Annotated in this window: 20 protein-coding genes and 1 pseudogene; 12 read left to right on the top strand and 9 right to left on the bottom strand. The window is 73.2% G+C overall.

Annotated features, from left to right (window positions below; all coding sequences use genetic code 11):
* Positions 1 to 6 precede the first annotated feature (6 nt).
* Entirely contained in the window at positions 7 to 2,604 is a 2,598-nt protein-coding gene (gene rph, locus AB0H28_RS06345) for a rifamycin-inactivating phosphotransferase (RefSeq protein ID WP_358035077.1), read from the bottom strand.
* Positions 2,605 to 2,968: 364 nt separating this feature from the next.
* Between rph and AB0H28_RS06340 the strand changes: the two genes are divergently transcribed.
* The 6 genes and pseudogenes from AB0H28_RS06340 to AB0H28_RS06315 all read left to right on the top strand — a co-directional run.
* Entirely contained in the window at positions 2,969 to 7,126 is a 4,158-nt protein-coding gene (locus tag AB0H28_RS06340) for a SpoIIE family protein phosphatase (RefSeq protein ID WP_358035075.1), read from the top strand.
* Positions 7,123 to 7,422, top strand: a complete 300-nt coding sequence (locus AB0H28_RS06335; protein WP_358035072.1) for an STAS domain-containing protein — start codon at positions 7,123 to 7,125, stop codon at positions 7,420 to 7,422. Before AB0H28_RS06340 ends, AB0H28_RS06335 begins: the two co-directional genes overlap by 4 nt.
* A gap of 184 nt (positions 7,423 to 7,606) precedes the next feature.
* The gene (locus tag AB0H28_RS06330; protein ID WP_358035069.1) at positions 7,607 to 8,911 is read left to right on the top strand and encodes an enolase C-terminal domain-like protein; all 1,305 of its coding nucleotides are present in this window, start codon (positions 7,607 to 7,609) and stop codon (positions 8,909 to 8,911) included.
* Between the two features lie 251 nt (positions 8,912 to 9,162).
* A complete protein-coding gene (locus tag AB0H28_RS06325) occupies positions 9,163 to 9,957 on the top strand; it encodes a hypothetical protein (protein ID WP_358035066.1) in 795 nt (264 codons plus the stop codon).
* A 22-nt stretch (positions 9,958 to 9,979) separates the two neighbouring features.
* Positions 9,980 to 10,459 (top strand): hypothetical protein, encoded by a 480-nt coding sequence (locus AB0H28_RS06320; protein ID WP_358035064.1) that lies wholly within the window; start codon positions 9,980 to 9,982, stop codon positions 10,457 to 10,459.
* 77 nt (positions 10,460 to 10,536) lie between these two features.
* Positions 10,537 to 11,760: pseudogene (locus AB0H28_RS06315) on the top strand (MFS transporter); the annotation flags it as partial.
* Positions 11,761 to 11,816: 56 nt separating this feature from the next.
* On the opposite strand, the gene AB0H28_RS06310 reads toward AB0H28_RS06315, so the two are convergent.
* The 5 genes from AB0H28_RS06310 to AB0H28_RS06290 form a co-directional block, all read right to left on the bottom strand.
* Positions 11,817 to 13,994: a carbohydrate-binding module family 20 domain-containing protein gene (locus AB0H28_RS06310; RefSeq protein WP_358035061.1), complete on the bottom strand. Its 2,178-nt coding sequence runs from the start codon at positions 13,992 to 13,994 to the stop codon at positions 11,817 to 11,819.
* 288 nt (positions 13,995 to 14,282) lie between these two features.
* Positions 14,283 to 15,065 (bottom strand): methyltransferase domain-containing protein, encoded by a 783-nt coding sequence (locus AB0H28_RS06305; protein ID WP_358035058.1) that lies wholly within the window; start codon positions 15,063 to 15,065, stop codon positions 14,283 to 14,285.
* 224 nt (positions 15,066 to 15,289) lie between these two features.
* Positions 15,290 to 17,566: a catalase/peroxidase HPI gene (gene katG, locus AB0H28_RS06300; RefSeq protein WP_358035055.1), complete on the bottom strand. Its 2,277-nt coding sequence runs from the start codon at positions 17,564 to 17,566 to the stop codon at positions 15,290 to 15,292.
* Between the two features lie 43 nt (positions 17,567 to 17,609).
* Positions 17,610 to 18,038 (bottom strand): Fur family transcriptional regulator, encoded by a 429-nt coding sequence (locus AB0H28_RS06295; protein WP_358035052.1) that lies wholly within the window; start codon positions 18,036 to 18,038, stop codon positions 17,610 to 17,612.
* 121 nt (positions 18,039 to 18,159) lie between these two features.
* The gene (locus tag AB0H28_RS06290) at positions 18,160 to 19,158 is read right to left on the bottom strand and encodes a glycoside hydrolase family 11 protein (protein ID WP_358035049.1); all 999 of its coding nucleotides are present in this window, start codon (positions 19,156 to 19,158) and stop codon (positions 18,160 to 18,162) included.
* A gap of 340 nt (positions 19,159 to 19,498) precedes the next feature.
* On the opposite strand from AB0H28_RS06290, the gene AB0H28_RS06285 reads away from it, so the two are divergent.
* Genes AB0H28_RS06285 through AB0H28_RS06275 form a run of 3 tightly spaced genes read left to right on the top strand, consistent with a single transcriptional unit; the run spans position 19,499 to position 20,722 of the window.
* Positions 19,499 to 19,834, top strand: coding sequence for a metalloregulator ArsR/SmtB family transcription factor (locus AB0H28_RS06285; RefSeq protein WP_358035046.1), 336 nt, complete (start codon positions 19,499 to 19,501; stop codon positions 19,832 to 19,834).
* 5 nt (positions 19,835 to 19,839) lie between these two features.
* The gene (locus AB0H28_RS06280) at positions 19,840 to 20,307 is read left to right on the top strand and encodes an SRPBCC domain-containing protein (RefSeq protein WP_358035043.1); all 468 of its coding nucleotides are present in this window, start codon (positions 19,840 to 19,842) and stop codon (positions 20,305 to 20,307) included.
* On the top strand, positions 20,300 to 20,722 hold the full coding sequence (locus AB0H28_RS06275; RefSeq protein ID WP_358035040.1) for a DUF6069 family protein: 423 nt from the start codon (positions 20,300 to 20,302) through the stop codon (positions 20,720 to 20,722). The genes AB0H28_RS06280 and AB0H28_RS06275 overlap by 8 nt, the downstream gene beginning before the upstream one ends.
* Before the next feature lie 8 nt (positions 20,723 to 20,730).
* Here AB0H28_RS06275 and AB0H28_RS06270 read toward each other — a convergent pair whose 3' ends face one another.
* A complete protein-coding gene (locus AB0H28_RS06270) occupies positions 20,731 to 21,708 on the bottom strand; it encodes a PaaX family transcriptional regulator C-terminal domain-containing protein (RefSeq protein ID WP_358035037.1) in 978 nt (325 codons plus the stop codon).
* Between the two features lie 186 nt (positions 21,709 to 21,894).
* Here AB0H28_RS06270 and AB0H28_RS06265 point away from each other — a divergent pair, with 186 nt between their 5' ends.
* Positions 21,895 to 23,250 carry a PHB depolymerase family esterase gene (locus AB0H28_RS06265; RefSeq protein ID WP_358035034.1) on the top strand — a complete coding sequence of 452 codons (1,356 nt, stop codon included), beginning with the start codon at positions 21,895 to 21,897 and terminating at the stop codon, positions 23,248 to 23,250.
* A 114-nt stretch (positions 23,251 to 23,364) separates the two neighbouring features.
* Here the strand turns inward: AB0H28_RS06265 and AB0H28_RS06260 are convergent, their stop codons facing one another.
* Positions 23,365 to 24,342, bottom strand: coding sequence for an aldo/keto reductase (locus AB0H28_RS06260; protein ID WP_358035031.1), 978 nt, complete (start codon positions 24,340 to 24,342; stop codon positions 23,365 to 23,367).
* A 79-nt stretch (positions 24,343 to 24,421) separates the two neighbouring features.
* Between AB0H28_RS06260 and AB0H28_RS06255 the strand changes: the two genes are divergently transcribed.
* Both AB0H28_RS06255 and AB0H28_RS06250 read left to right on the top strand, forming a co-directional pair.
* Complete coding sequence (locus tag AB0H28_RS06255; protein WP_358035028.1) at positions 24,422 to 25,564, top strand: histidine kinase; 1,143 nt, start codon at positions 24,422 to 24,424, stop codon at positions 25,562 to 25,564.
* On the top strand, positions 25,561 to 26,217 hold the full coding sequence (locus tag AB0H28_RS06250) for a response regulator transcription factor (protein ID WP_358035025.1): 657 nt from the start codon (positions 25,561 to 25,563) through the stop codon (positions 26,215 to 26,217). The genes AB0H28_RS06255 and AB0H28_RS06250 overlap by 4 nt, the downstream gene beginning before the upstream one ends.
* A 5-nt stretch (positions 26,218 to 26,222) precedes the next feature.
* On the opposite strand, the gene AB0H28_RS06245 is transcribed toward AB0H28_RS06250, so the two are convergent.
* Positions 26,223 to 26,558, bottom strand: coding sequence for a hypothetical protein (locus AB0H28_RS06245; RefSeq protein WP_358035022.1), 336 nt, complete (start codon positions 26,556 to 26,558; stop codon positions 26,223 to 26,225).
* Positions 26,559 to 26,689 lie beyond the last annotated feature (131 nt).

The raw sequence follows: 26,689 nt of genomic DNA, 5'->3' as shown, positions 1-26,689 counted from the left end.
GCACCGTCAGCGCAGCAGCTCGACGTACCCGCCCGAGCCGTGGACCCGGATCCGCTGCCCGTCCCGGATCAGCCGGGTGGCCCCGGGCACGTTCACCACGGCCGGCAGGCCGTACTCCCGGGCGATCACCGCGCCGTGGGTCATCTGGCCGCCCACCTCCGTCACCAGGGCGGCGGCGGCCACGAACAGCGGCGTCCAGCTCGGATCCGTGTGCGCGGTGACGAGGATGTCGCCCGGTTCCAGGTCGGCCCGGGCCAGGTCCCGCACGACCCGGGCCCGCCCCTCGACGGTCCCGTTCGAGACCGGCAGCCCGACCAGGGCGCCGCTCGGCACGTCGTCGCGCCGGTACGCCCCGGCGAGCGCCTCGCCGTCGGAGGTGAGCACGCGCGGTGGCGTCAACGTCCGGTGCCACCGGAACGCGTCCCGGCGTTCGCGGACGAGCCGCCCGTCCACCCGGCGGGTACGCACCGCCTCACGCAGCTCGTCGAACGTCAGGAAGTCGGCGTCCTCCCGGTCGGCGAGCACGCCGTCACGGACGAGCTCGTCGACCTCCGCCGTCAACGCCTGCTTGTAGACGAAGTAGCGGCTGACGATGTCGTACTTCGGGTACTCGCGGTAGCCGATGAAGGTCCGCACCCGGTCGATCATGCGCCGGGTCTCGTCGGCCCTGCGGTCCCCGTCCGGCAGCGCCCGCAGGCGGGCCAGCACCTCCTCGGCCTTGCGCTGCGCCGCCTGCCGACCCTGCTCGAACCGCCGCCGGGCCTCGCCCGGGGCGAAGGTGCGGACGTGGTCGAGGATCAGCGGCACCAGGGTGGCCGGCCGCTCGCTCCACCGTGGCCTGGTGATGTCGATCTCGCCGACGCACCGCATGCCGTACCGGTCGAGGTAGCCCTCGACGGCCGCGCGCGCCTCGCTCCCGCCGGGAAGCTTCGGCAGCTCGTCGAGGACGTCGCCGTCCCCGGCGTCGCGCAGGAACGCCACCACCTCCGGATGCCCACGGATCACGTCGGCGACGTCGAGCAGCGCCAGCCCCATCTCCGAGGTGACGTTGCCGGGGGCGGACAGGGTGAGCGTGTCGGCGGCGTTCGGCTCGCCCAACCACTCGCCCAGCCTGTCGTTGAGCCACCAGGTGGCCTCCATCCCCGCCATGACCGCCTGGATGCCCACCGGGTCGGCGAGGACCCGCTTGTGCTCCTCGAACGCCTCCGTCAGGAAGTCGAACAGCGCCGGCCCGGACCGGCCGCGGATGCCGCGTCGCAGCGCGGCGATGCTGGCCCGGCTGCGCTCGACGAGCGCCGTGACCACGGCCGGGTCCGTCGCGATCGACGCCGGCGGCAGTCCGGTCGGTGGACCGGCGGGGCCCGGGTCCGGCGGCGCGGGCACGACGTCACCGCGGTCCAGCACGGTCTGCAGCGCGTCCCGGGTCAGCGGGTCGGACCTCGCCATCAGGTCCAGGAAGGCGGCGCGACCGGCTGCCGTGGCCAGGTGCCGAGTGGCGTCGACGAAGAGCCGGCCGCCGGCGGCGTGCATCGGCGCCATCGCGGTCCGCCGCCACATCGACAACCCGAGCGGCTTCATCGCGTCGGTCATCATCTGCTGGTGACCGACGGAGAGATAGACGTGCTTCGCCCCGTCGTCGACCACCGGGACCGGGAACAGCGTGGTGATCGGCCGGCTCTGGAGGACCTGGAAGTTGCCGTCGACAAGCGCCCACTCGACGTCCTGCGGGTGCCCGAACCGGGCCTCGATCCGCCGGCCGAGCCGGACCAGCCGCAGCACCTGCGCGTCCGTCAGCGTCGGCCGCTCCCGGCGGGCCGGATCGATTTGCACCACCCGCGTCCCACCGCCCGGCACGGCGAGCACCGCCGCCCGCTTGTCCGCGATGGCCCGGGTGACGACCTCGTCGTCGCGCACCGTGAACACATCGGGGTTCACCAGGCCGGCGACCAGCGCCTCACCGAGCCCGAAGCCGGCGTCCACCGAGGCGACCCGCCGGTTGCCGGTGACCGGGTCGGCGGTGAACAGGATCCCGGCCGCGTCCGGGAACACCATCCGCTGCACCACCACGGCCATCCGCACGGCACGATGGTCGACGCCGTTGCGGATGCGGTAGGTCACCGCGCGCTCGGTGAACAGCGACGCCCAGCACCGGCGGAGGTGGCCGAGGATCGCGTCCGGGCCCACCACGTTGAGGTAGGTGTCCTGCTGGCCGGCGAACGAGGCCGTCGGCAGGTCCTCGGCGGTGGCGCTGGAGCGCACGGCGTAGGCGCCGTGGTCGCCCAGGCCGGCCAGCGCGCGGGTGATCGCCGCCGCGACGTCGCCGGGCACGCCCGTCCGCTCGACGGCCTCCCGGATCTCCGCGCTGACCGCCCGGATCGCCCCCCGGTCGTCGGGCCGCAGGCCGGCGAGCCGGTCGAGTAGCCCGTCGAGCCTGGGCACGCCGGCGACGGCCTGCCGGAAGGCATCGGTGGTCACGCAGAAGCCGGCCGGCACGCGTATCCCGTCGGTGCGCGACAGCGCCCCCAGGTGGGCGCCCTTGCCGCCGACGACCGCGACCTGCCGCTCGTCGGCCTCGGCGAACCCCACCACGTACCGTCCGGCCATCGCGTGCTCCCCGTTTTCCCAGCTCGAACCCCATCCGGCCGACGATTCTGCGGCACCGCCCGGGTCTTGCCGCAAGGCCCCGGGTGCGATATACGTTAGAAGTGGCGGGAATTTCTCCCCGCCATTTCTGTTGCCACGGCCGGCAACCGGCGCGCCCCGTGGCCGCCGCCCGGCGAAGATTGTGGCGCTCCCTACCCCGGCCCGAGGCATGGCCGGGACGCATCGGGGGCAAGACCAACCCGGAGCCACGCGGGGAGGGCCGGTTCGGGCAGCGGAGAGCCGCTCGTGTCCGCCCCTGCCGTCCCGAGGGTGGCGCCGCCGACCTGGATGAGCGGGACCCGTAGCGGTGAGGGAGACTCGGGCGATGACCGGCGCTGGCACCGACCCGTGGACACGTGCCGACGTGTTCGCCGTCGACGGTGAGATCGGCCCGGATCTGGCCCGGATCGACTGGTCCGCCCATCCGCTCGGCCCGCCCGACGGCTGGCCGCAGAGCCTGCGGACCGCGGTGCGCATCCTGCTCTCCTCCCGCTTCCCGATGTGGTTGGCCTGGGGCCCGGAGTTGACCTTCTTCTGCAACGCCGCCTATCGGCGCGACACCCTGGGTCGCAAGTACCCGTGGGCGCTCGGCCGGCCGGCGCACGAGGTGTGGACGGAGATCTGGGACGACATCGGCCCCCGCATCGGCACCGTGCTGCGCACCGGCGAGGCGACCTGGGACGAGGGGCTGCTGCTGTTCCTGGAGCGCTCCGACTACCGGGAGGAGACTTACCACACGTTCTCCTACAGCCCCCTGCGCGACGACGACGGCGCGCTGGTCGGGATGCTCTGCGTGGTCAGCGAGGAGACCGATCGGGTCATCGGCGAACGACGGATGGCCACGCTGCGCGACCTCGGCTCGGACCCGAGCGTGATCCGCACCGAGCAGGAGACGCTCGCGTTCGCCGGCCGCCAGCTCGGCCGCAACCCCTGGGACCTGCCGTTCACGCTGACGTACCTGTTCGGCGACGACGGTGTGGCGCGACTGGCGGAGGCGACAGGCGTCGCCGCCGGCCACCCGGCGGCCCCGGCGACGCTGTCGCCCGACGACGCCGGCGCCCGCTGGCCGGTGCGGGCACTGGCCGAGGGCGAGTCGCTCCTGGTGCCGCTCGACGGCGACGACGTCGCCGGCCTGCCGGCGGGTGGCTGGCCGGACCCGCCGACGCAGGCGCTGGTGGTGCCGCTGCGCCAGCAGGGCGGCGTGCCGTACGGTTTCCTGGTCGCCGGGCTCAACCGCTACCGCGAGTTCGACGACGGCTATCGGGGGTTCGTGGAGCTCACCGCCGGGCACGTGGCGACCGGGATCGCCAGCGCCCGCAGCTACCAGGCCCAGCAGCGGCGGGCCGAGGAGCTGGCCGAGTTGGACCGGGCAAAGACCGCGTTCTTCTCCAACATCAGTCACGAGTTCCGCACCCCGCTGACGCTGATCGTGGGGCCGGTGGACGAGCTACGCGGCCGGCTGCGGGACGCCGACGAGCAGATCCGCGAGGAGCTCGAGGTCATCCGCCGCAACGGGCTGCGTCTGGGCAAGCTGGTCAACAGCCTGCTCGACTTCTCCCGCATCGAGGCCGGCCGGATGCAGGCCCGCTACCAGCCGGTGGACCTGGCCGCGGTCACCGCCGACCTGGCCAGCGTCTTCCGCTCCGCGATCGAACGCGCCGGCCTGGCCTTCGAGGTCGACTGCCGGCCCCTGCCGCGACCGGTGCACGTCGACCCGGCCATGTGGGAGAAGGTGGTGCTCAACCTGCTCAGCAACGCGTTGAAGTTCACCTTCGACGGCACCGTCTCGGTGACGCTGCGCGCCGAGGGCGGGCAGGCCGTGCTGCGGGTGGTCGACACCGGCATCGGCGTCACCGAGGACGAGATGCCCCGGCTGTTCGAGCGGTTCCACCGGATCGAGAACGCCCGGGCCCGCTCCGACGAGGGCAGCGGGATCGGCCTGGCGCTGGTCAAGGAGCTGGTCGGGCTGCACGGCGGCACCATCGGCGCGGCCAGCACGCCCGGTCGGGGCACCGAGTTCACGGTTCGGCTGCCGTTCGGCGCCGCCCACCTGCCGGCCGACGCCCTCGCCCCGGCCGGGTCGGACCGCGCCCCGGTCTCCGCCGAGCCGTTCGTGCAGGAGGCGCTGCGCTGGCTGCCGACCGATCCGGACGCCGAGCCGGTCCCGGACGACCCCGCGCCGGTCGACGTCCCGGCGCCGACCCGGCCGGGGCAGGTCGCGGCCCGGGTGCTGGTGGCCGACGACAACGCGGACATGCGCGAATACCTGGCCCGCCTGCTGCGCTCCGCCGGGCACCGGGTGCAGACCGTCGCGGACGGGCAGGCGGCGCTGGAGGCCGCCCGCGCGCTCCCGCCCGACCTGGTGGTCAGCGACGTGATGATGCCGCGGCTCGACGGGCTGCAACTGGTGGCGGCGCTGCGCGCGGACCCGCGTACCGCCGGCACGCCGGTGCTGCTGTTGTCCGCCCGGGCCGGGCAGGACGCCTCGATCGAGGGGCTGGAGGCCGGCGCCGACGACTACCTGGTCAAGCCGTTCCCGGCCGCCGAGCTGCTGGCCCGGGTGCGGGCGAACGTGGAGCTGGCCCGGCTGCGCAACCACCATGCCCGCTGGCGCACCGCGCTCATCGACTCGTTGCAGGAGGCGTTCTTCGTCTGCGACTCCGACGGCGCGGTCGTCGAGATCAACGCGGCGTTCACCGACATCCTCGGCTACGGGCCCGAGGGTCTTCCCTACCGGTCGACGCAGCAGCCGTGGTGGCCGGACCCGGAGGCCGAACCCGACGCGCGCCGGCAGGTGTCGGCCGCGTTCTCCGTGCTGCTCGGCCAGGCCCGGGGTGCCTTCACCGTGCCGGTGACCCACCGCAACGGGCACCGGCTCTGGATCGCGGCGGCGTTCAACCAGGTCGACGACCCGGACACGGGCCGTCGGATGCTCGTCGGCACGTTCCGCGACGTGACCGCCGAGCATTACGCGGTGCAGCGCGAGAGCGCCTTGGCCGGGCTCAGCGTGCGCCTGTCCCGGGCCGACGACCTCACCGACGCGCTGCACGGGGTGCTGGACGAGATGCGCCGGCTGTGGCGGGCCACCGGCGTGCTCACCGCCGTCTTCGGTGACTCCCCCACCCCCGACGTCACCGGGACCGATCCCCTGCTGCGCTGGGACTCGCTGCCCGACGAGCGCCGTCAGGCGCTGGTCGCGCTGCGGGACACGCCGCCGCTGACGCCGGTGGCGACCCGGTCGCACGGCGCCGGCATCACGGTGGAGCACCCGCACGGCACCATGGCCCTCTGGATCGACCTGGGCGAGAAGCGGCCCTTCACGGAGCAGGACCAGACCCTGCTGGCGTTGCTCGCCGGGCACGTCGGTCAGGGGCTGCACCGGGTGCACCAGATCGACCAGCAGCGCGAGACCGCCCTGGCCCTGCAACGGGCCATCCTCGGCCCGGCCCGGCTGCCCGCCGGTTTCGCCGTGCGCTACGCCCCCGCAACGCTTCCGCTGAAGGTCGGCGGCGACTGGTACGACACCGTGGGGTTGCCCGACGGACGGATCGGCATCGTGGTCGGCGACTGTGTCGGCCACGGCCTGCGGGCCGCCACCGTGATGGGACAACTGCGCAGCGCCTGCCGGGCGCTGCTGCTCCAGGACGCCAGCCCGGCGCAGACGCTGATGGCCCTGGACCGGTTCGCGGCGCTGCTTCCGGGCGCGCCGTGCGCCACCGTCTTCTGCGGCGTGCTCGACCCGGCCACCGGCCGGTTGCGTTACGCCAGCGCCGGGCACCCGCCGGCCATCGTGGTGCACCCCGACGGCACGCCCACGCTCCTCGACCAGGGCCGCTCCCGGCCGCTCGCGGTCCACGCCGGCCGGCCGCGCCCGGAGGCCGAGGCCACCGTGCCGGCCCGAGCCACGCTCATGCTCTACACCGACGGCCTCGTCGAGCGCCGCCGTCAGCCGCTGACCGCCGGCATCGGCCGGGCCACCGCAACGCTCCAGGAGGGCCGGTCCGTCCCGGTCGACGCCCTGGCCAGCGACGTGATGGACCGGCTCACGCCCGACGGCGGCTACGACGACGACGTGGCCCTGCTCCTCTACCGCCACCCGGGGCCGCTGGAGCTGGACTTTCCCGCCGAGTCGTCGCGCCTGGCCGAGGTCCGCACCGCGTTGCGCGGCTGGCTGGACCGGTGCGGCCTGGCCCCGGCCTACTCCTACAACGTCCTGGTGGCCGCCGGTGAGGCGTGCGCCAACGCCATCGAGCACGGCCATCGGGACACGCCCGGCGGCCGGATCCGGCTGCGCGCCGCCGCCACCGCCGACGCGCTGCGGGTGAGCGTCACCGACAGCGGGCGCTGGCGGGACCAGAACCGCCCGGCGGACCCGAGCCGGGGTCGAGGGCTGGCGTTGATGCGTGCTCTCATGGACAGCATCACCGTGACGCCGGGCGCCACCGGCACCACCGTCGACATGCAGGCAAGGATCATCCGATGAGCACGGCCCTGACGCTCACCACCAGCGGCGACCCCGACGGCAGCCGGGTGCTGACCGTGGTCGGCGAGATCGACATGAGCAACGCGGCCACCTTCGGCGCCGCGCTGGACGAGGCGGTACGCCCCGACGGCGAGCCGCTCGTGGTGGACCTGACCAAGGTGGAATATCTGGACAGCGCCGGTCTGGCCGTGCTGTTCCCGCACGCCGAACGCATCGCGCTGGTCGCCAGCCCGCTGCTGGAACCGCTGCTCACCATCTCCGGGCTGGCCGAGCTGACCACGGTGCGCAGCGGCTGAGCGGGCCTCCCCGCGCAGGACCGCACGGGAAAACATAGACGTCGCACGATCGAGCGACCTAACGTCTGACGTCCAGGCGGGGGCGGCGTCGGCGCGCCCACCGGCCTCCTGGGGGCCCTGGTGGTCTCCCACGTCACCGGCGGCACGGCACAGACCTGAGATCGTCCGATCCCGAGGAGACCCGGTGAGCGAACGCATCACGTCCGTAGAAGCCCTCGACGTACGGTTCCCGCACCGCGACGGGTCGGACCCGGTGGACCCGTTCCCCGCCTACGCCGCCGCGTACGTGGTCCTGCGCACGTCGGCCGGCGCCGAGGGGCACGGTCTGGTGTTCGCCGTCGGGCGGGACGCCGAACTCCAGGTCGCGGCGCTGCGCTCGCTGGCGCCCATGGTGCTCGGCGAGCCGGTCGACCGGCTGGTCGACGACCCCGGCGCGCTCGCCCGCCGGCTCGTCGGCGACAGCCAGCTCCGTTGGCAGGGCCCGGAGCGGGGTGTGGTGCACATGGCCGCCGGCGGGCTGGTCAACGCGGTGTGGGACCTCGCCGCGCGCCGGGCCGGGCAGCCGCTGTGGCGGCTGCTCGCCGGCCTCTCCCCGGAGCAACTCGTGGCCCAGGTCGACTTCCGCTACCTGCGTGACGTCCTCACCGAGGACGAGGCGGTGGGGCTGCTCCGCGACGCCCGGGGCGGGCGTGCCGGCCGGGAGCGCCGCCTGCTGTCGCAGGGCTACCCGGCCTACACCACCGCGCCGGGCTGGCTGGGCTACGACGACGACACGTTGGCCCGGCTCTGCACCGAGGCGGTCGACGTGGGTTTCCGCCTGATCACGCTCAAGGTCGGCGTGGACCTGGGCGAGGACGTCCGCCGGCTAAGCGTCGCCCGGCAGGCGGTCGGGCCGGACGTGCGCATCGCGGTCGACGCCAACCAGGTGTGGGGCGTGCCCGAGGCGATCCGGTGGATGCGGGCGCTGGCGCCCTTCGACCCCTACTGGATCGAGGAGCCGACCTCCCCGGACGACGTGCTGGGGCACGCCGCGGTACGCGCGGCGCTGGCGCCGGTGAAGGTCGCCACCGGCGAGCACGTGCACAACGCGGTCATGTTCAAGCAGTTGTTGCAGGCCGACGCGGTGGACGTGGTGCAGATCGACGCGTGCCGGGTCGCCGGCGTCAACGAGAACCTGGCGATCCTGCTGCTCGCGGCGAAGTTCGGGGTGCCGGTCTGCCCACACGGCGGCGGGGTGGGGCTGTGCGAGCTGGTGCAGCACCTGGCCATGTTCGACTTCGTCGCGCTCAGCGGCAGCACCGAGGACCGGGCCATCGAGTACGTCGACCACCTGCACGAGCACTTCGTCGACCCGGTGGTCGTCCGCGACGGCCGCTACCGCGCGCCGAGCGCCCCGGGGATGAGCGCGGAGATCGTCGCCGCCTCACGGGCCGCCTACCGGTTCCCGGACGGCACGCGCTGGACGACGGTCGGCGCGGGCCGGGCATGATCGTGGACGCGCTCCCGGTCGACGGCGGCCGGCCGGCGCGCTGAGCCCGCCGGCCGCGTCACGTCGGGACCGGCGACCACGCCCTCGACGGCGTCCCGGCCCACCGGCGGCGGCGTTCGGCTCGCCCGGGAGGCGGCGATGCCCCGGCGACGGGGGACGCCCCGGCGGGGAGCCCTCCCGATGCCGCCGCACACCGGCCCCTACCGGTGGCCGTGCGACGCTACCGTGTCGCGAGTGGACGGGGGCTACGGATGACGCAGCGACGGGTGTCGCGGTCCGGCCGGGGCCGGGGGTGGGCCGTCGGCGGCGCGGCGGTGCTGGTGGCCGCGGCGCTGACCGGTTGCGGCGAGCATCGCGGCGAGGTGCTGGCGGCGCAGGCGGCAACGGTGGAGGCGAAGCGCCTCAACGAGGCGCTCGGACATCGCGCCCGGCCCCGGGACGCCGCGTCGATCGCCGCCGACGAGGTTCTGCGGGACGCCGACACGCCCGCGGCGCAGGACGACACGACCGTACGGCGGGAGGCGCTGGCCTGGTCGGGCCGCGTCTTCGGCGACGAGCGCGCGACGATCGACGTCCGGTTCGTCGTCTCCGTGCCGAAACGGTCGGCGGCCGGGTTCGGCGACAGTGGCCACACCGCCGGCACAGCCGCGCGCTGCTACCGCTATGAGCTGAGGCTCTACCGGTACACCGACTATCGGGAGATCGACTGCCCGTCCGGGGCCGCTCCCCCGCCGCCCACGGCCTCCCCGGTGCCGAAGCTGCCGGACGACGGTCGCCAGCGGCTCACCGCGGTGCTGCGTACGGCCACGCCGCAGACGCTGGCGGGCGCGGTGCGGGCGGCGTTTCCGCAGGAGTGGATCACCGTCGACACGGTGACCCACGAGGGCGCGCTGGTCGCCGCCGTCGGTGTGCCGGCGGAACGGGACTGCCTGCTGCTGGTGCGCACGCCGGCCGGGCGGATCGAGACGCCCGGGTACGACCGGGAATGGCTGGAGCCGGGCGAGACCGGATGCAAGACCGGCCTGTACGTCACGCCTCCGCGCTGATCTGTCAATGTAGCGTTGACAGGTGACCTCGGAACCGGCGTGCCTGTCCGAGATCGGCGCCGCCCGGGCCCGCCTGGACGACCGGGAGCTGGAGCTGATCGACCGGGCCCGGCAGGACGGCGCGAGTTGGGCGCAGATCGCCGACACCCTGGGGCTGGGCAGCCGGCAGGCCGCCGAGCAACGCCGGCAACGACTGGTGGCGGCCCGCCGCGCGCGGTTGGGGCGCCTCGACCGGGCCTGCGCGGCGGAGGTCGTGGCGCTGCGGGCGGCCGTCGCCGACCTCGATCGCTGGATCGGCACGGACCGGGCGTGGGACAGCCGGTTCCGCCGGGCGGCGCTGGTGCGCAGCACGTCCGCGTCGGCCCTCGACGCCGCGCCGGGGGCGCTGTTCGCGCTGGCCGCGTACCTCGTCGGCGACCTGGCCGAGGTCGGACCGCGACTGCCGGCGCCGGCCCGGGAGGCCGCGCGGCGGATCGCGGTCGCGCTGTCAACAAGGCATTGACACAATCCGTCAGCATTGCGCCGATCCGGCTCAGAGATCGAGGATGTGAGTCTTCCCCGCTCACCTTCGGAGGGCTCATGCGCCGCAACACCGTGCTGTTCGTGGCCATCTCGCTGCTGTCCGGGCTGGGCGGCAGCGCCATGGGGCTGGTCGCCGGCATCTGGGTGCTCGACCTCACCGGTTCCACCGGGCTGGCCGCGCTCGCCGGGCTGTGCGTCTACGCCCCGGTGCTGGCCGGCCCCTGGCTGGGCGGGCTGCTGGACCGGGTGCCGCGGCGGCCCCTGGTGGTCGGCGTCAACCTGGCGCTGGCCGCCGTCCTGCTCACCCTGCTCGCGGTGCGCGGGCCGGACCAGGCGTGGCTGATTCTCGCGGCCTCGCTCGCCTACGGCGTCGGCTACGTGCTGATCGACGCCGGTGAGACGGCGCTGCTGCCGGCGGCGCTGCCCCCGGCGCGGCTCGCCGACGTCAACGGCTGGCGCTCCAGCGCGCAGGAGGGCATGAAGCTGGTGGCGCCGCTGGCCGGGGCGGGTCTCTACGCGTGGCGGGGCGGGCATCCGGTGGTCGTGCTCAGCGCCGTCGTGCCGGTGCTCGTCGCCGCCGGATACGGCGCGCTGCGGCTGCGGACCACCGACGCGACGCCGGCCGACCGGCCGGCGGAGGCCGGACCGGCCGCGGCGCGCCCGTCCGGCCTGCGGGCCGGGCTCGCGGTGCTCCTGCGTCGGCGCGCGGTACGCGTGCCGGTCACGCTCGCGGCGGTGTCGATCGCGATGTCCGGCTTCACCACCGCCGCGCTCTACGCCGTCGTGGTCGAGGAACTGGCCCTGCCGTCGACGTTCCTCGGCGTGCTGGCCAGCGCGCAGGGCGCCGGCTCGGTGTTCGCCGGGCTGGTCGTCGGCCGGCTGGTCGGCCGCCGGGGCGCGACCGCCGTCGGCGTCGCCGGGGCGCTGCTGTTCGCCACCGGCTGCCTGGGCCGCTGCCTGCCCTGGTGGCCGGCCACGGTGGCCGCCTCGGCGGTGATCGGCGTGGGACTGCCGTGGACGCTCGTCGCCGCCCTCACCGCGGTGCAGACGCACACGCCGCCGGCGCTGCTCGGACGGGTGTCCGGCACCGCGAACACCGCGATGTTCGGGCCGATAACGCTGGCCATCCCGCTCGGCTCGGTGGCCGTGCAGGCGGGCGGCCGGCCACCGCTCGTCGCCGCCGCCGCGGCGTGCCTGGCCGCCGCGCTGGCCGCGGTCGCCACGACCGGCCGGCGCCCTCGGCCCGGGTCGGACGCCGGCCCGGCTGCGTCGCGCCCACCCCTGCACGCCGGCCCGGCGGCCCGTCCCCGCTTCGGAACGGGCCGCGCGAGGATCGGTCAGCGCCAGGTGTCGGTGACGGCGCGGGTGCCGCCGGCCGGCGTGGTGAAGCTCCGGTTCGCGCCGGACTCCCAGGTCACCGAGCCGTCCGGGTTCTTCTTCACGTACTTGTACTCGACCGCTGTGCTCGGCGGCAGGTCGACGGTGGCCCGCCACACCGGGTAGGCGGCCGGGGAGAGCGCGACCCCGTCGGCCGGGTTCCACCCGCCCAGCGCCGCGATGTTGCCGACCACGAACACGTTCTGGCCGTAGAGCGTGGTCGCGGTGACCGCGAACGAGGCGGCCACCGCCGTCGAGACGGTGTCGCCGCGGAACGTCCCGGTCACCGCGTACGTCCCGGCGGCCGGCGTGGTGAGGCTCCGGTTCGCGCCGGACTCCCAGGTGACCGCCCCGGCCCCGGTCAGCTTGACGAGCTTGTACTCCACCGTTGTCGACCGGGGCAGGTCGACGGTGGCGCGGTAGGCGCCGCCGCCCTGCGCGGCGAGCTTGACGCCGTTGGCCGGCGTCCACGAGCCCAGCTCGGGGACGTTGCCGACGACGTAGACGTCCTGGCCGGCGGTCGGGGTGGCGTTCACGGTGAAGGTGGTGGCGACCCGGTCGGTGGGGTTGCCGGTCGGGCCGGCGGTCGGCGACGCGGTCGGCGTCGGACCGGTGCCGGGCCGGGCGTTGACGTGGATCGCGACGGCGTTGTCGGCCGGGATGGTCACGGTGGCCCGGCCACCGGAGACGGTGATCGTGCCGCCGGTGCAGCCACCGGCGGTGGCGTTGCCGGAGATGACGTCGCAGTATTGGCCGTCCGCCAGGCCGGTGACGAAGGTGGCGGTGGCGGCGGAGCCGGAGTCGTTGATGCCGATCCAGGCCCGGTCGCCGCGGTGGAAGCCGATCACGTTGCTGTTCACGGTGGTGAAGTCCGATACCGTCTTCACCGGCCGGGCGGTGTTGGCCCAGCCGACCATGCCCTTGATGCCGGCGCTGCGGGTCAGGCAGTTCCAGGCGGCGCCGCAGACCGTGTCGGTGACCCGCCCGGTGCCGTCGCTCGGCGGCGACTGGTTGCGGTTCGACCAGGTGAAGCTGTCGTAGACCGACGGCTTGCCGTGCGGGTAGGCCAGCGCGAAGTAGTTGGCGAGCACGTAGTCGCTGCCGTTCTGGTAGGACAGCACCACCCCGTCGCGCTCCAGGTCGTGGTTGGTGACCATGGCGAAGACGTTGGCGCTCGGCGCGTCGAGGTTCCAGTTCGGCACGTTGGACAGCGTGGAGATGGAGCCGAGGAACGCCGAGCGGATGCCCTTGGCGTACCCGAAGTCGAGCACGTCTCCGTTGCCGACGTACGCCCGGGCCTGCAACGCCGGGTTGCTGGAGCCGTCGAAGATCTCCTGGGCGACGTACGGACGCCGGCCCTCGGCGACGGTGTCGTTCAGCTTGCCGAGGATCGCCGCGAAGTCGTCCTTGCGCACGTGCTTGACCGCGTCCACCCGGAAGCCGTCGACCCCGAGGCCGATCAGGTCGTTCAGGTAGCCGGCGATCTTGGTGCGGACGGACTCCTTCTCGGTGTAGAGGTCGGCCAGGGACAGCAGCTCACAGCTGGTCACCTGGGCCTCGTTGTTCCAGTCGGAGATGCCGCCGCCGGTCGGGCAGTTGTCACCCGGTCGGTGGAAGTCCCCGCTGCCGTAGGGCACCGCCGGGTAGCTGTAGCCGGAGAACTCGGTGCCGGCGTACCCGCGGGTGCCGGCCGGGTTGTTGGTGCCGGTCATGTGGTTGACCACCGCGTCGACGTAGACCCGCACGCCGGCGGCGTGGCACGCGGTGACCATGGCGGCGAACTGCTGCCGGGAACCGAACCGGCTGTCTAGCTTGTACGACACCGGCTGGTACACCTCGAACCAGGGGTGCACGCCGTCGGGACTGTTCGGCAGGCTCACCGACTCCTGCGGCGGGGCCACCTGCACCGCGCCGTAGCCGGCCGGTCCGAGGTGGTCGGTGCAGGCGGCGGCGACCGACTGCCAGTTCCATTCCCAGAGGTTGGCGGTCACCTCGCTGTCGTTGAGCACGACGGCGGCGCGGGCGGGGGTGGCGGTGGCGGTGGTGGCGACGACGGCCGTCCCGCCGGCCGCGACGAGCGCGGCGGCGAGCAACAGGCGACCGGCGCGGCCACGGGGGTGTGGCCTGACGGATTCCATGACAGGGGGACCTCTTCCGGTGCTCGAAAGGGCTCGCAGGGGGAAGGACGGCCGTCCAGGTGCGACCACGATGCGACATCCATGAAAGCCTTTGCAATACCTTGCGGCAAACTTTTAGAAACTTGCAGGCAACACCCGCCCCTCCCTCCCACCCCCTCCCCCTTGCGCGCAGATTCACGGAAAGAGTGGCTGTCCGGCGGCGGATGGCCACTCTTTCCGTGAGTCTGTGCCACGCCCGCGCCTGGCACGCCGGACGAGCTGCCGGGAGGCCCGGTGGGCGCAATTCGGTCAGGTGACGGTGGCGTGGGTCAGGAAGAACGTCACGGCGTAGGTGAACCGGCGCGCTTCGACGGCCCGGTCGAACTGGTCTTCGAACGCACGGGCGTCGGCCGGGTCGAGTGCTCCGCGTCGCGCGGCGGTAGCGGCCCAACTGCGAAGGCCGAGCACGTTGTCGACGGCGGTCGGGTTCCGCACCAGCAGCGCTCGGGGCTCCACGGCGACGTCGACCAGACCGTGTCCGGCCAGCAGGCCGGCATGCTGATGAGCCAGGGTGCCGTTGCGCAGGAGGACATCGGCCCGGAACCTCAGCACCCGCCGCGCCAGCTGCTGGTCGGCGATGTCGAGCACCTGGGTGTCGTAGTCCGGGTCGGCGAGGACGACACGGCCACCCGGCCGGACGACCCGGACGAGTTCCCCGATTGCGCCGTGGGGATCGGCGAGGTGTTGCAGCGTGCGGTCGGCCCATGCCCCGTCGAAGGAGTCATCGGGAAACGGCAGGTGGTGGGCGTCGGCGACGGCGCACCGGGTCAGGCCGCGCGCCCGCATGGCGGCGGCCATGGTCAGCGCGTGGTCGACGGTCACGACGCTGACGTCGTGTTCGTCCGTCAGGGCGGCCGCGCCGGCCCCGGTGCCGGCGCCGACGTCGAGGTAGCGACCGCCGGGCACCGGGTGGAGCAGCTCACGGACCCGCCGCTGGTACGACCGGTAGAACGGTTCCTCGCCGAGACGGTCGAGCACCCCGACCCAGGCGTGCGGGGTCGGCTGGCGGTCGACGTCGGTGAACCCGTGCACGAGCTAAAGCCTATTGCTGCCCGACGCGCTTCCCGCATGATCGACTCGTGGACACCTAGCTGGAGACCGAGCGCCCCTCCCCCGGACGCGGAGATGATCGAGGGCGCCGAGCACAGAGAGGTGCGGTACGAGATCACCAGGGAGCGGTGGGAGCGGTGGCAGCCACGCGAGCCCCGGTCGGTCCGTGACGGATCGACCGGGGCTCGTCGGCTGGAACAGGTGGATCAGGACCTGTCGAACCGGTCCAGCTCCATCACCTTGGTCCAGGCGGCGACGAAGTCGGTCACGAACTTCTCCCGCGCGTCGTCGCTGGCGTAGACCTCGGCGAGCGCCCGCAGCTGCGAGTTCGAGCCGAAGATCAGGTCGACCGCGGTGGCGGTCCAGCGCACCTGGTCGGAGGCCAGGTCGCGGATCTCGTAGACGTGCTCCTCGGACTCCGACGCCTTCCACCGGGTGCCCGGGGAGAGCAGGTTGGCGAAGAAGTCGTTGGTCAGCACGCCGGGCCGGTCGGTGAGCACGCCGTGCGACGTGCCGCCGACATTGTTGCCGAGGGCGCGCAGGCCGCCGACGAGGACGGTCATCTCCGGCGCGGTCAGGCCGAGCATGTACGCGCGGTCGACGAGCAGCACCTCCGGCTCGGTCTTCTCGCCCGGCCGCAGGTAGTTGCGGAACCCGTCGGCGCGCGGCTCCATCACCCGGAACGACTCGACGTCGGTCTGCTCCTGGCTGGCGTCGGTGCGACCCGGCCGGAACGGCACGGTCACCTCGACGCCGGCGTCCCGCGCCGCCTTCTCGACCGCGGCCGAGCCGGCCAGCACGATCAGGTCGGCGAGCGAGATGCGGGCGCCACCGGCGGAGTTGAACTCCTGCTGGATGCCCTCCAGGGTGGCCAGCACCGCGGCGAGCTGCTCGGGCTGGTTGACCTCCCAGTCGCGCTGCGGCTCCAGCCGGATCCGGGCGCCGTTCGCGCCACCGCGCTTGTCGGTGGAGCGGTAGCTGGCGGCCGAGGCCCAGGCGGTGGAGACGAGCTGGGCGACGGTGAGGCCGGAGTCGAGGATCTTCGTCTTGAGCGCGGCGATCTCGGCGTCACCGACCAGCTCGTGGTCGGCGGCCGGCACCGGGTCCTGCCACAGCTGGGCCTCGGGGACCCACGGGCCGAGGAAGCGGCTGACCGGGCCCATGTCGCGGTGCAGCAGCTTGTACCAGGCCTTGGCGAACGCCAGCGCGAACTCGTCCGGGTGCTCCAGGAAGCGGCGGGAGATCTTCTCGTACGCCGGGTCGACGCGCAGCGACAGGTCGGTCGTCAGCATCGTCGGCCGGTGCTTCTTCGACGGGTCGTGGGCGTCCGGGATGATCGCCTCGGCGTCCTTGGCGACCCACTGCTTGGCTCCACCCGGGCTGGTGGTCAGTTCCCACTCGTAGCCGAAGAGGATCTCGAAGAAGCGGTTGCTCCACTCGATCGGCCGGTCGGTCCAGGTCACCTCCAGCCCGCTGGTGATCGTGTCACCGCCCTTGCCGCTGCCGTGGGTGCTCAGCCAGCCGAGGCCCTGCGCCTCCAGCGGGGCGCCCTCGGGCTCCGGGCCGACGTGGTCGTCGGCGACGCCGGCGCCGTGGGTCTTGCCGAACGTGTGGCCGCCGGCGATGAGGGCGACGGTCTCCTCGTCGTTCATCGCCATCCGGCGGAAGGTCTCGCGGATGAAGTGCGCCGCCGCGGCCGGGTCCGCGTTGCCTCGGGGGCCCTCCGGGTTGACGTAGATGAGGCCCATCTCGGTCGCGCCGACCCCGGGCGTCATCTCCTTCTCGGAGGCGTAGCGCTCGTCACCGAGCCAGGTGTCCTCCGGGCCCCAGAAGATCTCCTCGGGCTCCCAGACGTCCTCCCGGCCGAAGCCGAAGCCGAAGGTCTTGAAGCCCATCGACTCCAGGGCCACGTTGCCGGCGAGCACCAGCAGGTCGGCCCAGGAGATCTTCTGGCCGTACTTCTGCTTGACCGGCCAGAGCAGCCGGCGGGCCTTGTCCAGGTTGGCGTTGTCCGGCCAGCTGTTCAGCGGGGCGAAGCGCTGGCCGCCGTCGCCGGCGCCGCCACGGCCGTCCTCGATCCGGTAGGTGCCGGCGGCGTGCCAGCTCATCCGGATCATCAGGCCGCCGTAGTGGCCGAAGTCGGCCGGCCACCACTCTTGGGAAGTGGTGAGCACCTGGGTGATGTCCCGCTTGAGCGCCTCGACGTCGAGCTTGGCGAACTCCCGGGCGTAGCTGAAGTCGGCGCCCAGCGGGTTGCCCTTGGACGAGTGGGCGTGCAGCACCGACAGGTCGAGCTGGTTGGGCCACCAGTCGCGGTTGGTGCGCAGACGACCGCCGGTCTTCGGCGTCGGCGAGTCGATCGCCGGGTTCTCGCTCTCGCTGCCGTGCGCGGTCACGGAGTCGTGCGCGACCGGGCAGCCGGCCGCCTCCTTGGCGTCCACGCCCTGGGCGCTGACGGGCCCGTTGTCCTGGGTGTCGCTCATCTGTTTCCTTCCGAACTGGCGGATCACTGGCCGAACTGGCGGATCAGTGGGCGGTGCGGTCGGTCGCGCAGTCGGGGCAGGTGCCCCAGTAGACGACCTCCGCCTCGTCGACCACGTAGCCGTGGTCGTCCGAGGCGGTGAGGCAGGGGGCGTGACCGACGGCGCACTCCACGTCGGCGATCGCGCCGCACGAGCGGCAGACGATGTGGTGGTGGTTGTCCCCCACCCGTGACTCGTAGCAGGCGACCGCGCCGGCCGGCTGGATGCGGCGCACCAGGCCGGCGTCGGTGAGCGCCCGGAGCACGTCGTAGACCGCCTGGTGCGAGACGGTCGGCTGGTCCGCCCGGACCAGCGCGATCACGGTGTCGGTGTCGACGTGCGGATGGTCCCGCAAAGCGGCGAGCACCGCCAGGCGGGGCCGGGTCACGCGCAACGAGACCGCTCGCAGCTGGGTCTCGAAGTCGGACGTCATGCCACGACACTAGTCCAGTCTTCTGGAATGAATCAAGTTTCCGCCCGGGTGTTTCGGCCCGCACACGCGAAAGGTGGAGGCGCCGCCCACCGCGACGCCTCCACCCGCCAGAGGGCTCGACTCAGCCGGCCGAGCAACTCGCCGTCGGCGTGTTGCTGTTGCCGTTCTTGTAGAGCGTGATGCCGAAGTTGTTGCCGTTGCCGTTGGGACGCGCGGTGAGCGTGCCGCTGGTGCCGCTGATCGACGCGTTCCAACTGTTCTGCAGGCTCTGGCCGCCCTGGGTCTGGATGTTGACCACCCAGTTGCTGCTGCCGCTGACCGAGAACGTCACGTTGAAGCGGTCACCCCACTCCTCGGCCCGGCTGACGCTCACCGTGCAGCCGCCGTTGTTCGGCGGCGGGGTGGGGTTGGTGCCACCGGAGCCACCGATCGTGATGTTGGAGTTCCCGCTGCTCTGGTAGCCCTCGGTGGCCAGGATCTGGTAGTCGTGGTTGCCCAGGTTCATGCCGACGCGGGCCCACGCGTCGAAGTGGTTGCCGGCGGTGATCGTGCCACCGACCCGCTTCGACTGCCGCACGCTCCAGTACTGGTAGAACGTGCGGGTGCCCTCGATCGAGGGCGCGTTGACGCGCTGGGTCCGGTAGATGTCGTAGGTGCCGCCGTCGGAGCTCACGCTGCCCATGTAGCCGCTGCCCGGCGGGCGCCAACTGCCCCAGCTGTCGACGATGTAGTACTCGACCAGCGGGTTGCGGGTCCATCCGTAGAGGGTGAGGTAGGCGTTGCCGGACGGGTTGAAGCTGCCGGAGTAGCTGACCGTCCGACGCCCACCGGGGTTCCACCCCTTGCCGGCCACGAAGTTGTTGTTGTTGCTCCACTGGGTGCTGTACTGACCGCCGTTCCCCATGGTCATGGAGACGTTGCCACTGTCCTTCCAGAAGGAATAGAAGTAGCCGTTGTGGTTGCCGGTCGAGTTCGACGTGACGGTCTGGTCGGCGTAGGCGGGACTCGACAGGACGGCGGTCGTGCCGGCGGCGGCGAGCGCCACGGCGCAGGCGCCGCCGAGGAGCGTCCTGAGGCGTCCGCGCCTGCGGCTGCCCGAGCGGACGGGGGCGTCGTTCATGGGCGTGTTCCTCCCTGTGGTGGCTGGCACACGGCCGAATCTCATTGAGACGGGTCGATGGCCAGTATCGAAGGCGCCGTTCATCGTGTCAACAAGTTCCGGAAACATCATGGAAACCATGAGGGCCAGCGGGAAGCCTCGACTTCGACATAGACGCTGGTGGCCCACAGGGAGAAGCGCTTCGACGCGCGGCATTCCACGGATCGATCCGCCGCGCGCCGCGCTGTCGAGGATCCGGACCACCGAAACTTTCGGAGCCTTTCCGGATCAATGAACAGGTCGTCGACACTCGGCGTGTCGTTGTTGAACCCGGCGAGATGGTTGTCCTAAAGTGAACCATGTGGTTCAGCAAGAGACGCTCAACCGGGTGTTCGCCAGCCTGGCCGATCCCACGCGGCGCGACATCCTCATCCGGCTCGGCGCGGGCCCGGCCACCATCAGCGAACTCGCCGCGCCCACCGGGATGAGCCTCACCGGCATGAAGAAGCACGTCCGGTCGCTTGAGGACGCCGGGCTGGTGGTGACGCGCAAGGTCGGCCGGTCCCGGCAGTGCCGCCTCGCCGACGCCCCACTGGACGACGCGATGGCCTGGATCGGCTTCTACCAGCGGCTGTGGGCCCGTCGCCTGGACGGCCTCGACGCCTACCTGACGCTCCGCACCGACCCGAAGGAGTGACACGCATGACCATCGACATGAAAGTGACCCGACACCTCCCGGCGCTGCCGGAGGAGGTCTTCGACGCCTACACCGACGCCGACAAACAGAAGATCTGGTTCAGCATCCTGGACACCGAGCCCGGCATCGTCGAGATCGACGTGGACCTGCGCGTCGGCGGCCAGCAGACTGCGGTCTGGGGGCCCTCGCCCGACATGCTGTTCCGCGAGACGCAGACGTTCCTGGAGATCGACCGGCCGCACCGGCTCGTCACCGAGTCGACCGGCAGCGGCCCCGACGGCGCCACGATGACCACCCGCATCGAGATCACCTTCGAGGAGCAGGACGGCGGCACCCTGATGACCGTGGTGCAGAGCGGTTTCCCTACGCCGGAGCTGCGCGACTTCTTCGCCGGCGAGGCATGGACCGGGGCGATGGACCGCATCGAGACCTATCTGGTCCGGGAGCACGGACGGGAGCCGTCACATGGCTGACCGGTCCCGCGCCACCATCATCGCGCTGGCCACCGTGGGCGCGGTGGTCGTCAATCTGATCGTCTACGCGATCGGCCGGGCTGCCGGCGGCACGTTCCGCCTCACCACGGCGGGCGGGACGGCCGAGGTGAACGCCGTGACGGTCGCGGCCTTCAGCGCCCTGCCGCTGCTGGTCGGGCTCACCGCCGTCGCGCTGCTGGCGCCCCGGTTCGGCTGGGTCGTCCGGGTCGCGTCGATCGTCGGCCCGGCGCTGGCGGTGCTCACCATCGCCACGATGACACTCCCCACCGACCTGGACGCCACCAGCAAGACCACGCTGGCCCTGTGCCACCTGACGCTCGTGCCGATCATCCTGGTCGCGGTGGCCGCCCTCGGCCGGCGTTCCCGGGTGGCCCCGGACGCGGTGGCGGCCTGAGCGAGGCATCACCCGTGCGGCGTGCCGCGCCCGTCCGGACGCACGCCGGCGAGCATGTCGGCGGTGGTGTGCGCCCGAACGTCGGGCGGTGGCGCGGCGCCCGCGTGCCGCGCGACGACCGCCCGGACGTGACGCTCGGCGGTCTCGGCGAGCCCGTCGTAGACGGCCGTGAACACCTCGTGCGCCCCCTGCCGGGGCCAGCCGGCCGGAAGCAGGTCCAGCGGCAACCGGGGGTCGAGCGTGGGGAACCGCCGGTAGGTGTCCATCACCTCGGTGCGCGCCCGCACCGCGGCCGGCCCGTCGACGGTGTCCGTCCGGGACGCCAGCGGAGTCCACCGGCGCAGGAACTCCTCGTACTGCCGGCCGATGCCGGCGATGTCCCACGCCTCGACCGGCGCGCGCTGCCCGACCACGTCCAGCGCGGCGTGCCGGCCCCGGATGACCGTGACGGCCCCGGGGGCGAGGCCGGACACCAGCGACCGGCCCGGCGGGGTCAGCTCGTGGGGCGAGACCCACAACCCGTCGTAGAGCGGCGCGAAGCCGAGCCAGCGGAGCTGGCCGCGCAGGGCACGTCGCTGCGCGGCCAGCTCCTGCGGCAGCGAGAACGCGACGAGGGTCCAGCACCCGTCCCATGCCGGCGGCGCGGTGGTGGAGGTGAGGATCCAGTTCCCCCCGGCGGAGAGGTCGGCGGCGGCGCCGCGACTGAGCCGGTAGGAGCTGTTGCGGCCCTGCCGGCTGCGCTCCAGCACGCCCCGGCGGGCCAGCCGGCTGATCGCGGTCCGGGCGCCGGCGCTGGTCACCCCGGCCTCGGCGAGCAGCGCCACGATGGCGGCGGACGGCAGCGCGGCCCGGGTACGCAGGGTGTAGTCCGTCAGGAGCGTCACCGTCATGCCCTGCGGCGCGGGGCCGGCCTGGCGTCGGGGCAGACGTATCGAGGTCTCCCCGTCGTCGGGATAGATCTCCTCGATGTCGAACGCGCTGGCCACGGGCACTCCGGACTCGGCTCGGGGGACGGCGTCTCGACTGTAGACGGAGATCGTTCCCGGCACCCATCGTGATGCATCGATTGACACTTCCGAGACCGGCGGGAACACTATCTGCTACCCGACACGGAGCCGGGCAGGGCGCACCACCCCGCACGTCAACCTGCACAGGTGATCGAAGGAGTCTCCGTGAGAATCAGAGGCAAGATCCTGCTCGCCGTGGCCGGCACGCTGGCGGCGGCCGGCCTGGTGGTCCCCGCGACGCAACCCGCCTACGCGGCGTCGCTGACCGAGGTGACCAGCTTCGGCGACAACCCGGGGCGGATGCGCATGCACGTCTACGTCCCGGACAACCGGCCGGCCCGGCCGGCAACCGTGGTGGCCATGCACGGCTGCGGCGGATCCGGCCCCGGCTTCTACTCCGGCAGCGAGTTCGCCTCCCTGGCCGACCGGTACGGGTTCATCGTGATCTACCCGAGCGCGACCCAGCAGGCCGGCTTCGGCAACTGCTTCGACACGTGGTCCGACACCGCCAAACGCCGCGGCGGCGGCAGCGACCCGGTCTCGATCATCTCGATGATCCGTTACGTGCAACAGCAGTACGCCGCCGACCCTGCCCGGGTCTACGCCACCGGCAGCTCGTCCGGCGGCATGATGACCAACCACATGCTGGCGCTCTACCCCGACGTGTTCTCCGCCGGCGCGGCGTTCATGGGCGTGCCGTTCAACTGCTTCGCGAACGCCGCCGACTACCCGCCCGGCAGCAGCCAGTGCACCGGCGGCAACATGAACCGGACGCCGCAGCAGTGGGGTGACGCGGTCCGCCAGGCGTACCCCGGCTACCCCGGCCCCCGCCCCCGGGTGCAGCTCTGGCACGGCACGGCCGACACGCTCGTGCCGTACTCGCTGCTCCAGGAGACCATCGAGCAGTGGACCAACGTGTTCGGGCTCAGCCAGACGCCCACCTCCACGGACACGCCGCAGGCCAACTGGAACCGGCGCCGCTGGGCCGACGGCACCGGCACCGTCCAGCTCGAGGCGTACAGCATCCAGGGCGCCGGGCACACCCTGCCGGCCGGCGGCATGGCGGCGGCGGCGATCGCGTTCTTCGGCCTGACCAGCACGCCGAGCCCGACGACGTCGCCCAGCCCCACCACGTCGCCGACCACGTCGCCGAGCCCGACCACGTCGCCCACGCCCGCACCGACCACTCCCCCGCCGGGCACCGGAGCCTGCCGGGTCAGCGTCGACCTCAACGCCTGGAACACCGGGCTGACGCAGAACATCACCATCACCAACACCGGGTCCGCCACGGTGAACGGCTGGTCGCTGGCGTTCACGCTGCCCGGCGGCCAGACCATCACCTCAGGCTGGAACGCCTCCTACTCACCCAGCTCCGGCCAGGTGACGGCCCGCAACCTCGCCTACAACGCCACGATTCCGGCCAACGGCTCGACAAGCATCGGATTCCAGGCCACCCACACCGGCAACACCGCCAAGCCCACCTCCTTCACCCTCAACGGCACCCCCTGCACCCTCGCCTAACCCCCCACCCACCCCCGCGCCCCGCACCGCGCGCCTGATTCACGGAAAGAGTGGTCATCCGGGCCAGGATGACCACTCTTTCCGTGAATCAGGGGGCGGAATCCGGGGGTGGGGTCATGGGAGGGGGGTGCGGCGGGCGGTGACCCAGAGGTCGTACCACTCCTGGCGGGTCAGGTCCGGCTCCCGGCGGACCGCGTCCCGGCAGGATCGGATGCGGCCCGGGTTGGCGGTGCCGATCACCGGCGCCACCCGCGCCGGGTGCCGCTGGATCCACCACAGCACGATCGCCTCCGGCGTGGTGCCCTTGGCCTCGGCCAGCGCGGCGACCCGCTCGGCCGTCTCCCGGTCGCCCGGGGTCTGCCCCGCGCCGGTGAAGCGCCCACGCGCCAGCGGCCCCCAGGACTGGAGGCTGATCCGGTGCGCCCGGCAGTGCTCAAGCGTGCCGAGCGGGAACCCGGTCCCGGTCGACTCCGCGGTGTTGACCAGCACACCCGCCTCGACCCAGTCGCGGCGGGCCAGGCTGATCTCCAACTGGTTGGCGACCAACGGCAGGTCGAGCGACGCCTGCAGGTGGGCGATCTGCGCCGCCGCCATGTTCGACACGCCGAACTGCCGCACCAGGCCCTGCCGGTGCAGCGTGGTCAGCGCCTCGGCCACCTCGTCCGGGTCGGCCAGCGGGTCCGGCCGGTGCAGCAGCAGCACGTCGAGCACGTCGGTGCGCAGCCGGGTCAGGCTGCGCTCGACGCTGCGCACGATGTGCTCCCCGCGCAGGTCGTACCGGGCCGGCCCGTCGTCGCCGGCTAGGCGGATGCCGCACTTCGTCTGGAGCACCACCTGGGCGCGCAGCTCGGGCGCGCGGGCGAGGACCTCGCCGAACACCGCCTCCGACTTGCCGCTGCGGTAGATGTCCGCGTGGTCGAACGCGGTGACGCCGATCTCCAGGGCGGCCTGCACCGCCGCCTCGGCCGCCGCGATCTCCGGCGCGCCGTACGGCTCGGCGTCCCACCCGCCGCCCAGCCCCATGCAGCCGTAGATCAGGCGGTGGTCGCGGATGTCGGCGCTCGTCGGGGAAACGTGCTGGTCGTCGGCCATGACACGTGGATAGCACAGACCGCGAGCGACCATACTTTCGGCCGGTTCGTCAGGCCCCGGACTTTCCTAGCCTGGTGGCATGACCGAGACGCGCCGACCGGCCAGCCTCCTGATCGACGTCGGCCTCGCCGTGGCGTTCGCCCTCGGCCTGGCGGTCACCGCCGTCATGATCGCGAACAGTTGGGGCCCCGGTCACGCCGTACCCGACGGGCTGTTCGGGGTGATCGTCTGCGGCCTCGCCCTGCTGCGCCGCCGCGACCCGGTCCGGGCGGCGGTGGCCGGGCTCGGCGTGGCGGCGGTGGCCGTCGGAGTCTCCTTCGTCGCGGACCTGCCGCAGGAACCCGGACCGATCACCGGGCTGGCGCTGGCCGTGCTGGTCGGCTCCGCGGTCCGGACCCGGCCCGCGCGCCCGGCCACCGTCGTCGCCGGCGCGGGCCTGCTGGTGATCGCCGCCAGCATGCTCACGTCGCTGGACAACCAGCACGGCCGCACCGCGGTCACGGTGCTCGACACGCTGTGCTGGCTGGCCGCCGTCGCGGTCGGCCTCGCGCTGCGCCGGGCCGACGCCCGCGCCCGCGCCGCCATTGAGGAGGTACGCCGCGCCGAGCGGCTGGAGCTGGCCCGGGAGCTGCACGACGCGGTCACGCACCACGTCGCCGGCATCGTGGTGCAGGCCCAGGCCGCACAGTTGGTCGGCGCGAGGCAACCGGCGAAGCTGCCGCAGATGCTGGCCGGAATCGAGCTGGCCGGCGCCGACGCGCTGGCCGCCATGCGCCAGGTGGTCGGGTTGCTGCGCGACACCGACGACGCGGCACCCGCCTCGCCCGGCCCGGAGCGGCTCACCGACCTGATCGCCCGCTTCGGCCGGCACGGCCCGCCGGTGCGCCTGCGGCTGCCCGACGGCGAGCCGGGGTGGCCGCCGGAGGTGACCGCCACGGTCCACCGGATCGTGCAGGAGGCGCTGACCAACGTGTCCCGTCACGCCGCGCACGCCGGGTCGGTCACCGTCACCGTCGACGAGGACCCGGACGCGGTCCGCGTCGAGGTGGCGGACGACGCGCCGCCGGCCCCGGCCGGCGCCGCCCACCGGGCCGGCTACGGACTGGTCGGGATGCGCGAGCGCGTCCGCGCGCTCGGGGGCGCGCTGCGGGTCGGCCCCCGCGACGGGCCGGGCTGGTCGGTGCGGGCCACCCTCCCGCTGCCGGGTCGGACGCCGCGATGAGCATCCGGGTGCTGATCGCCGACGACCAGGCCATGGTCCGGGGCGGGCTGCGACTCATCCTGGAGGACCAGCCCGACATCACGGTGGTGGGCGAGGCGTCCGACGGCGTCGAGGCGGTCGCCGAGGCCCGCCGGCTGCGCCCCGACGTCTGCCTGGTCGACATCCGGATGCCCCGCATCGACGGCATCGAGGTGACCCGGTCCCTGGCCGGACCGGGCACGCCGAGCCCGCTGCGGGTCGTCGTGGTGACCACGTTCGACCTGGACGAGTACGTCTACGGCGCGCTGCGCAACGGCGCGGTCGGCTTCCTGCTCAAGGACGCCGGGCCGGCGCTGCTCGTCGAAGCGATCCGCGCCGCGCACCACGGCGACGCGCTGGTCTCGCCGTCGGTGACATTGCGGCTGCTCAAGCACGTCACCGCCGCGACCCGGCCGTCGTCGGCGCGGCACCTCCCCCGGCTCTCGGCGCGCGAGGTGGAGGTGGTCCGGGCAATCGCGCGGGGGCGCACCAACCGGGAGATCGCGGCCGAGCTGTTCATCTCGCTGAGCACGGTGAAGAGTCACCTCTCCGGGATCCAGACCAAGCTGGGCGCCCGCAACCGGGTCGAGGTCGCCGCCTGGGCGTGGGAGAACCGGGTGGTCGAGGACGCCTGACCGGCTCACTCGACCGGCTCGACGATCGGGCGGCGGAACGGGCTCCAGCCGAGGAAGCGCTGGTACATCTGCTGCGGGCTCGGGCCGTCGTGCGGGTTCAGGTGGTAGAAGTCGCGCATCGCCTCGTAGAGCAGGCCGGCCAGGTAGATGGTCATCGCGGCCAGGTTGCGGTCGTACTCGGCCTTGAGCGCGAGCCGGGCGTGCGGGCAGGGCCACGGCGCGCCGTCGGCCCGGCACGCCCACGACGGTCGTACGGGCGTGTGCGGCACGGCCGTCGGGTGGCCGCGCGGGCGGTCGGGCTCCGGGCCGGGGCCGGGCATCGGCAGTCTCGTCGTGATCACGGAACCTCCTCCGTCGGGTGGCGTGGACCGGTTTCCACGGTGGTGACAGTCTGGTGAGGACTCCACTACTGTCGACAGATGCTCGGCGGTTCCGCGCAGCTCAGGCGGGCGGTTGGGCAACCGTGGGCGGG

The organism is Micromonospora sp. NPDC050980, assembly GCF_040653835.1.
Lineage (GTDB): Bacteria > Actinomycetota > Actinomycetes > Mycobacteriales > Micromonosporaceae > Micromonospora.
This window is presented reverse-complemented; position numbering and strand designations above follow the sequence as displayed.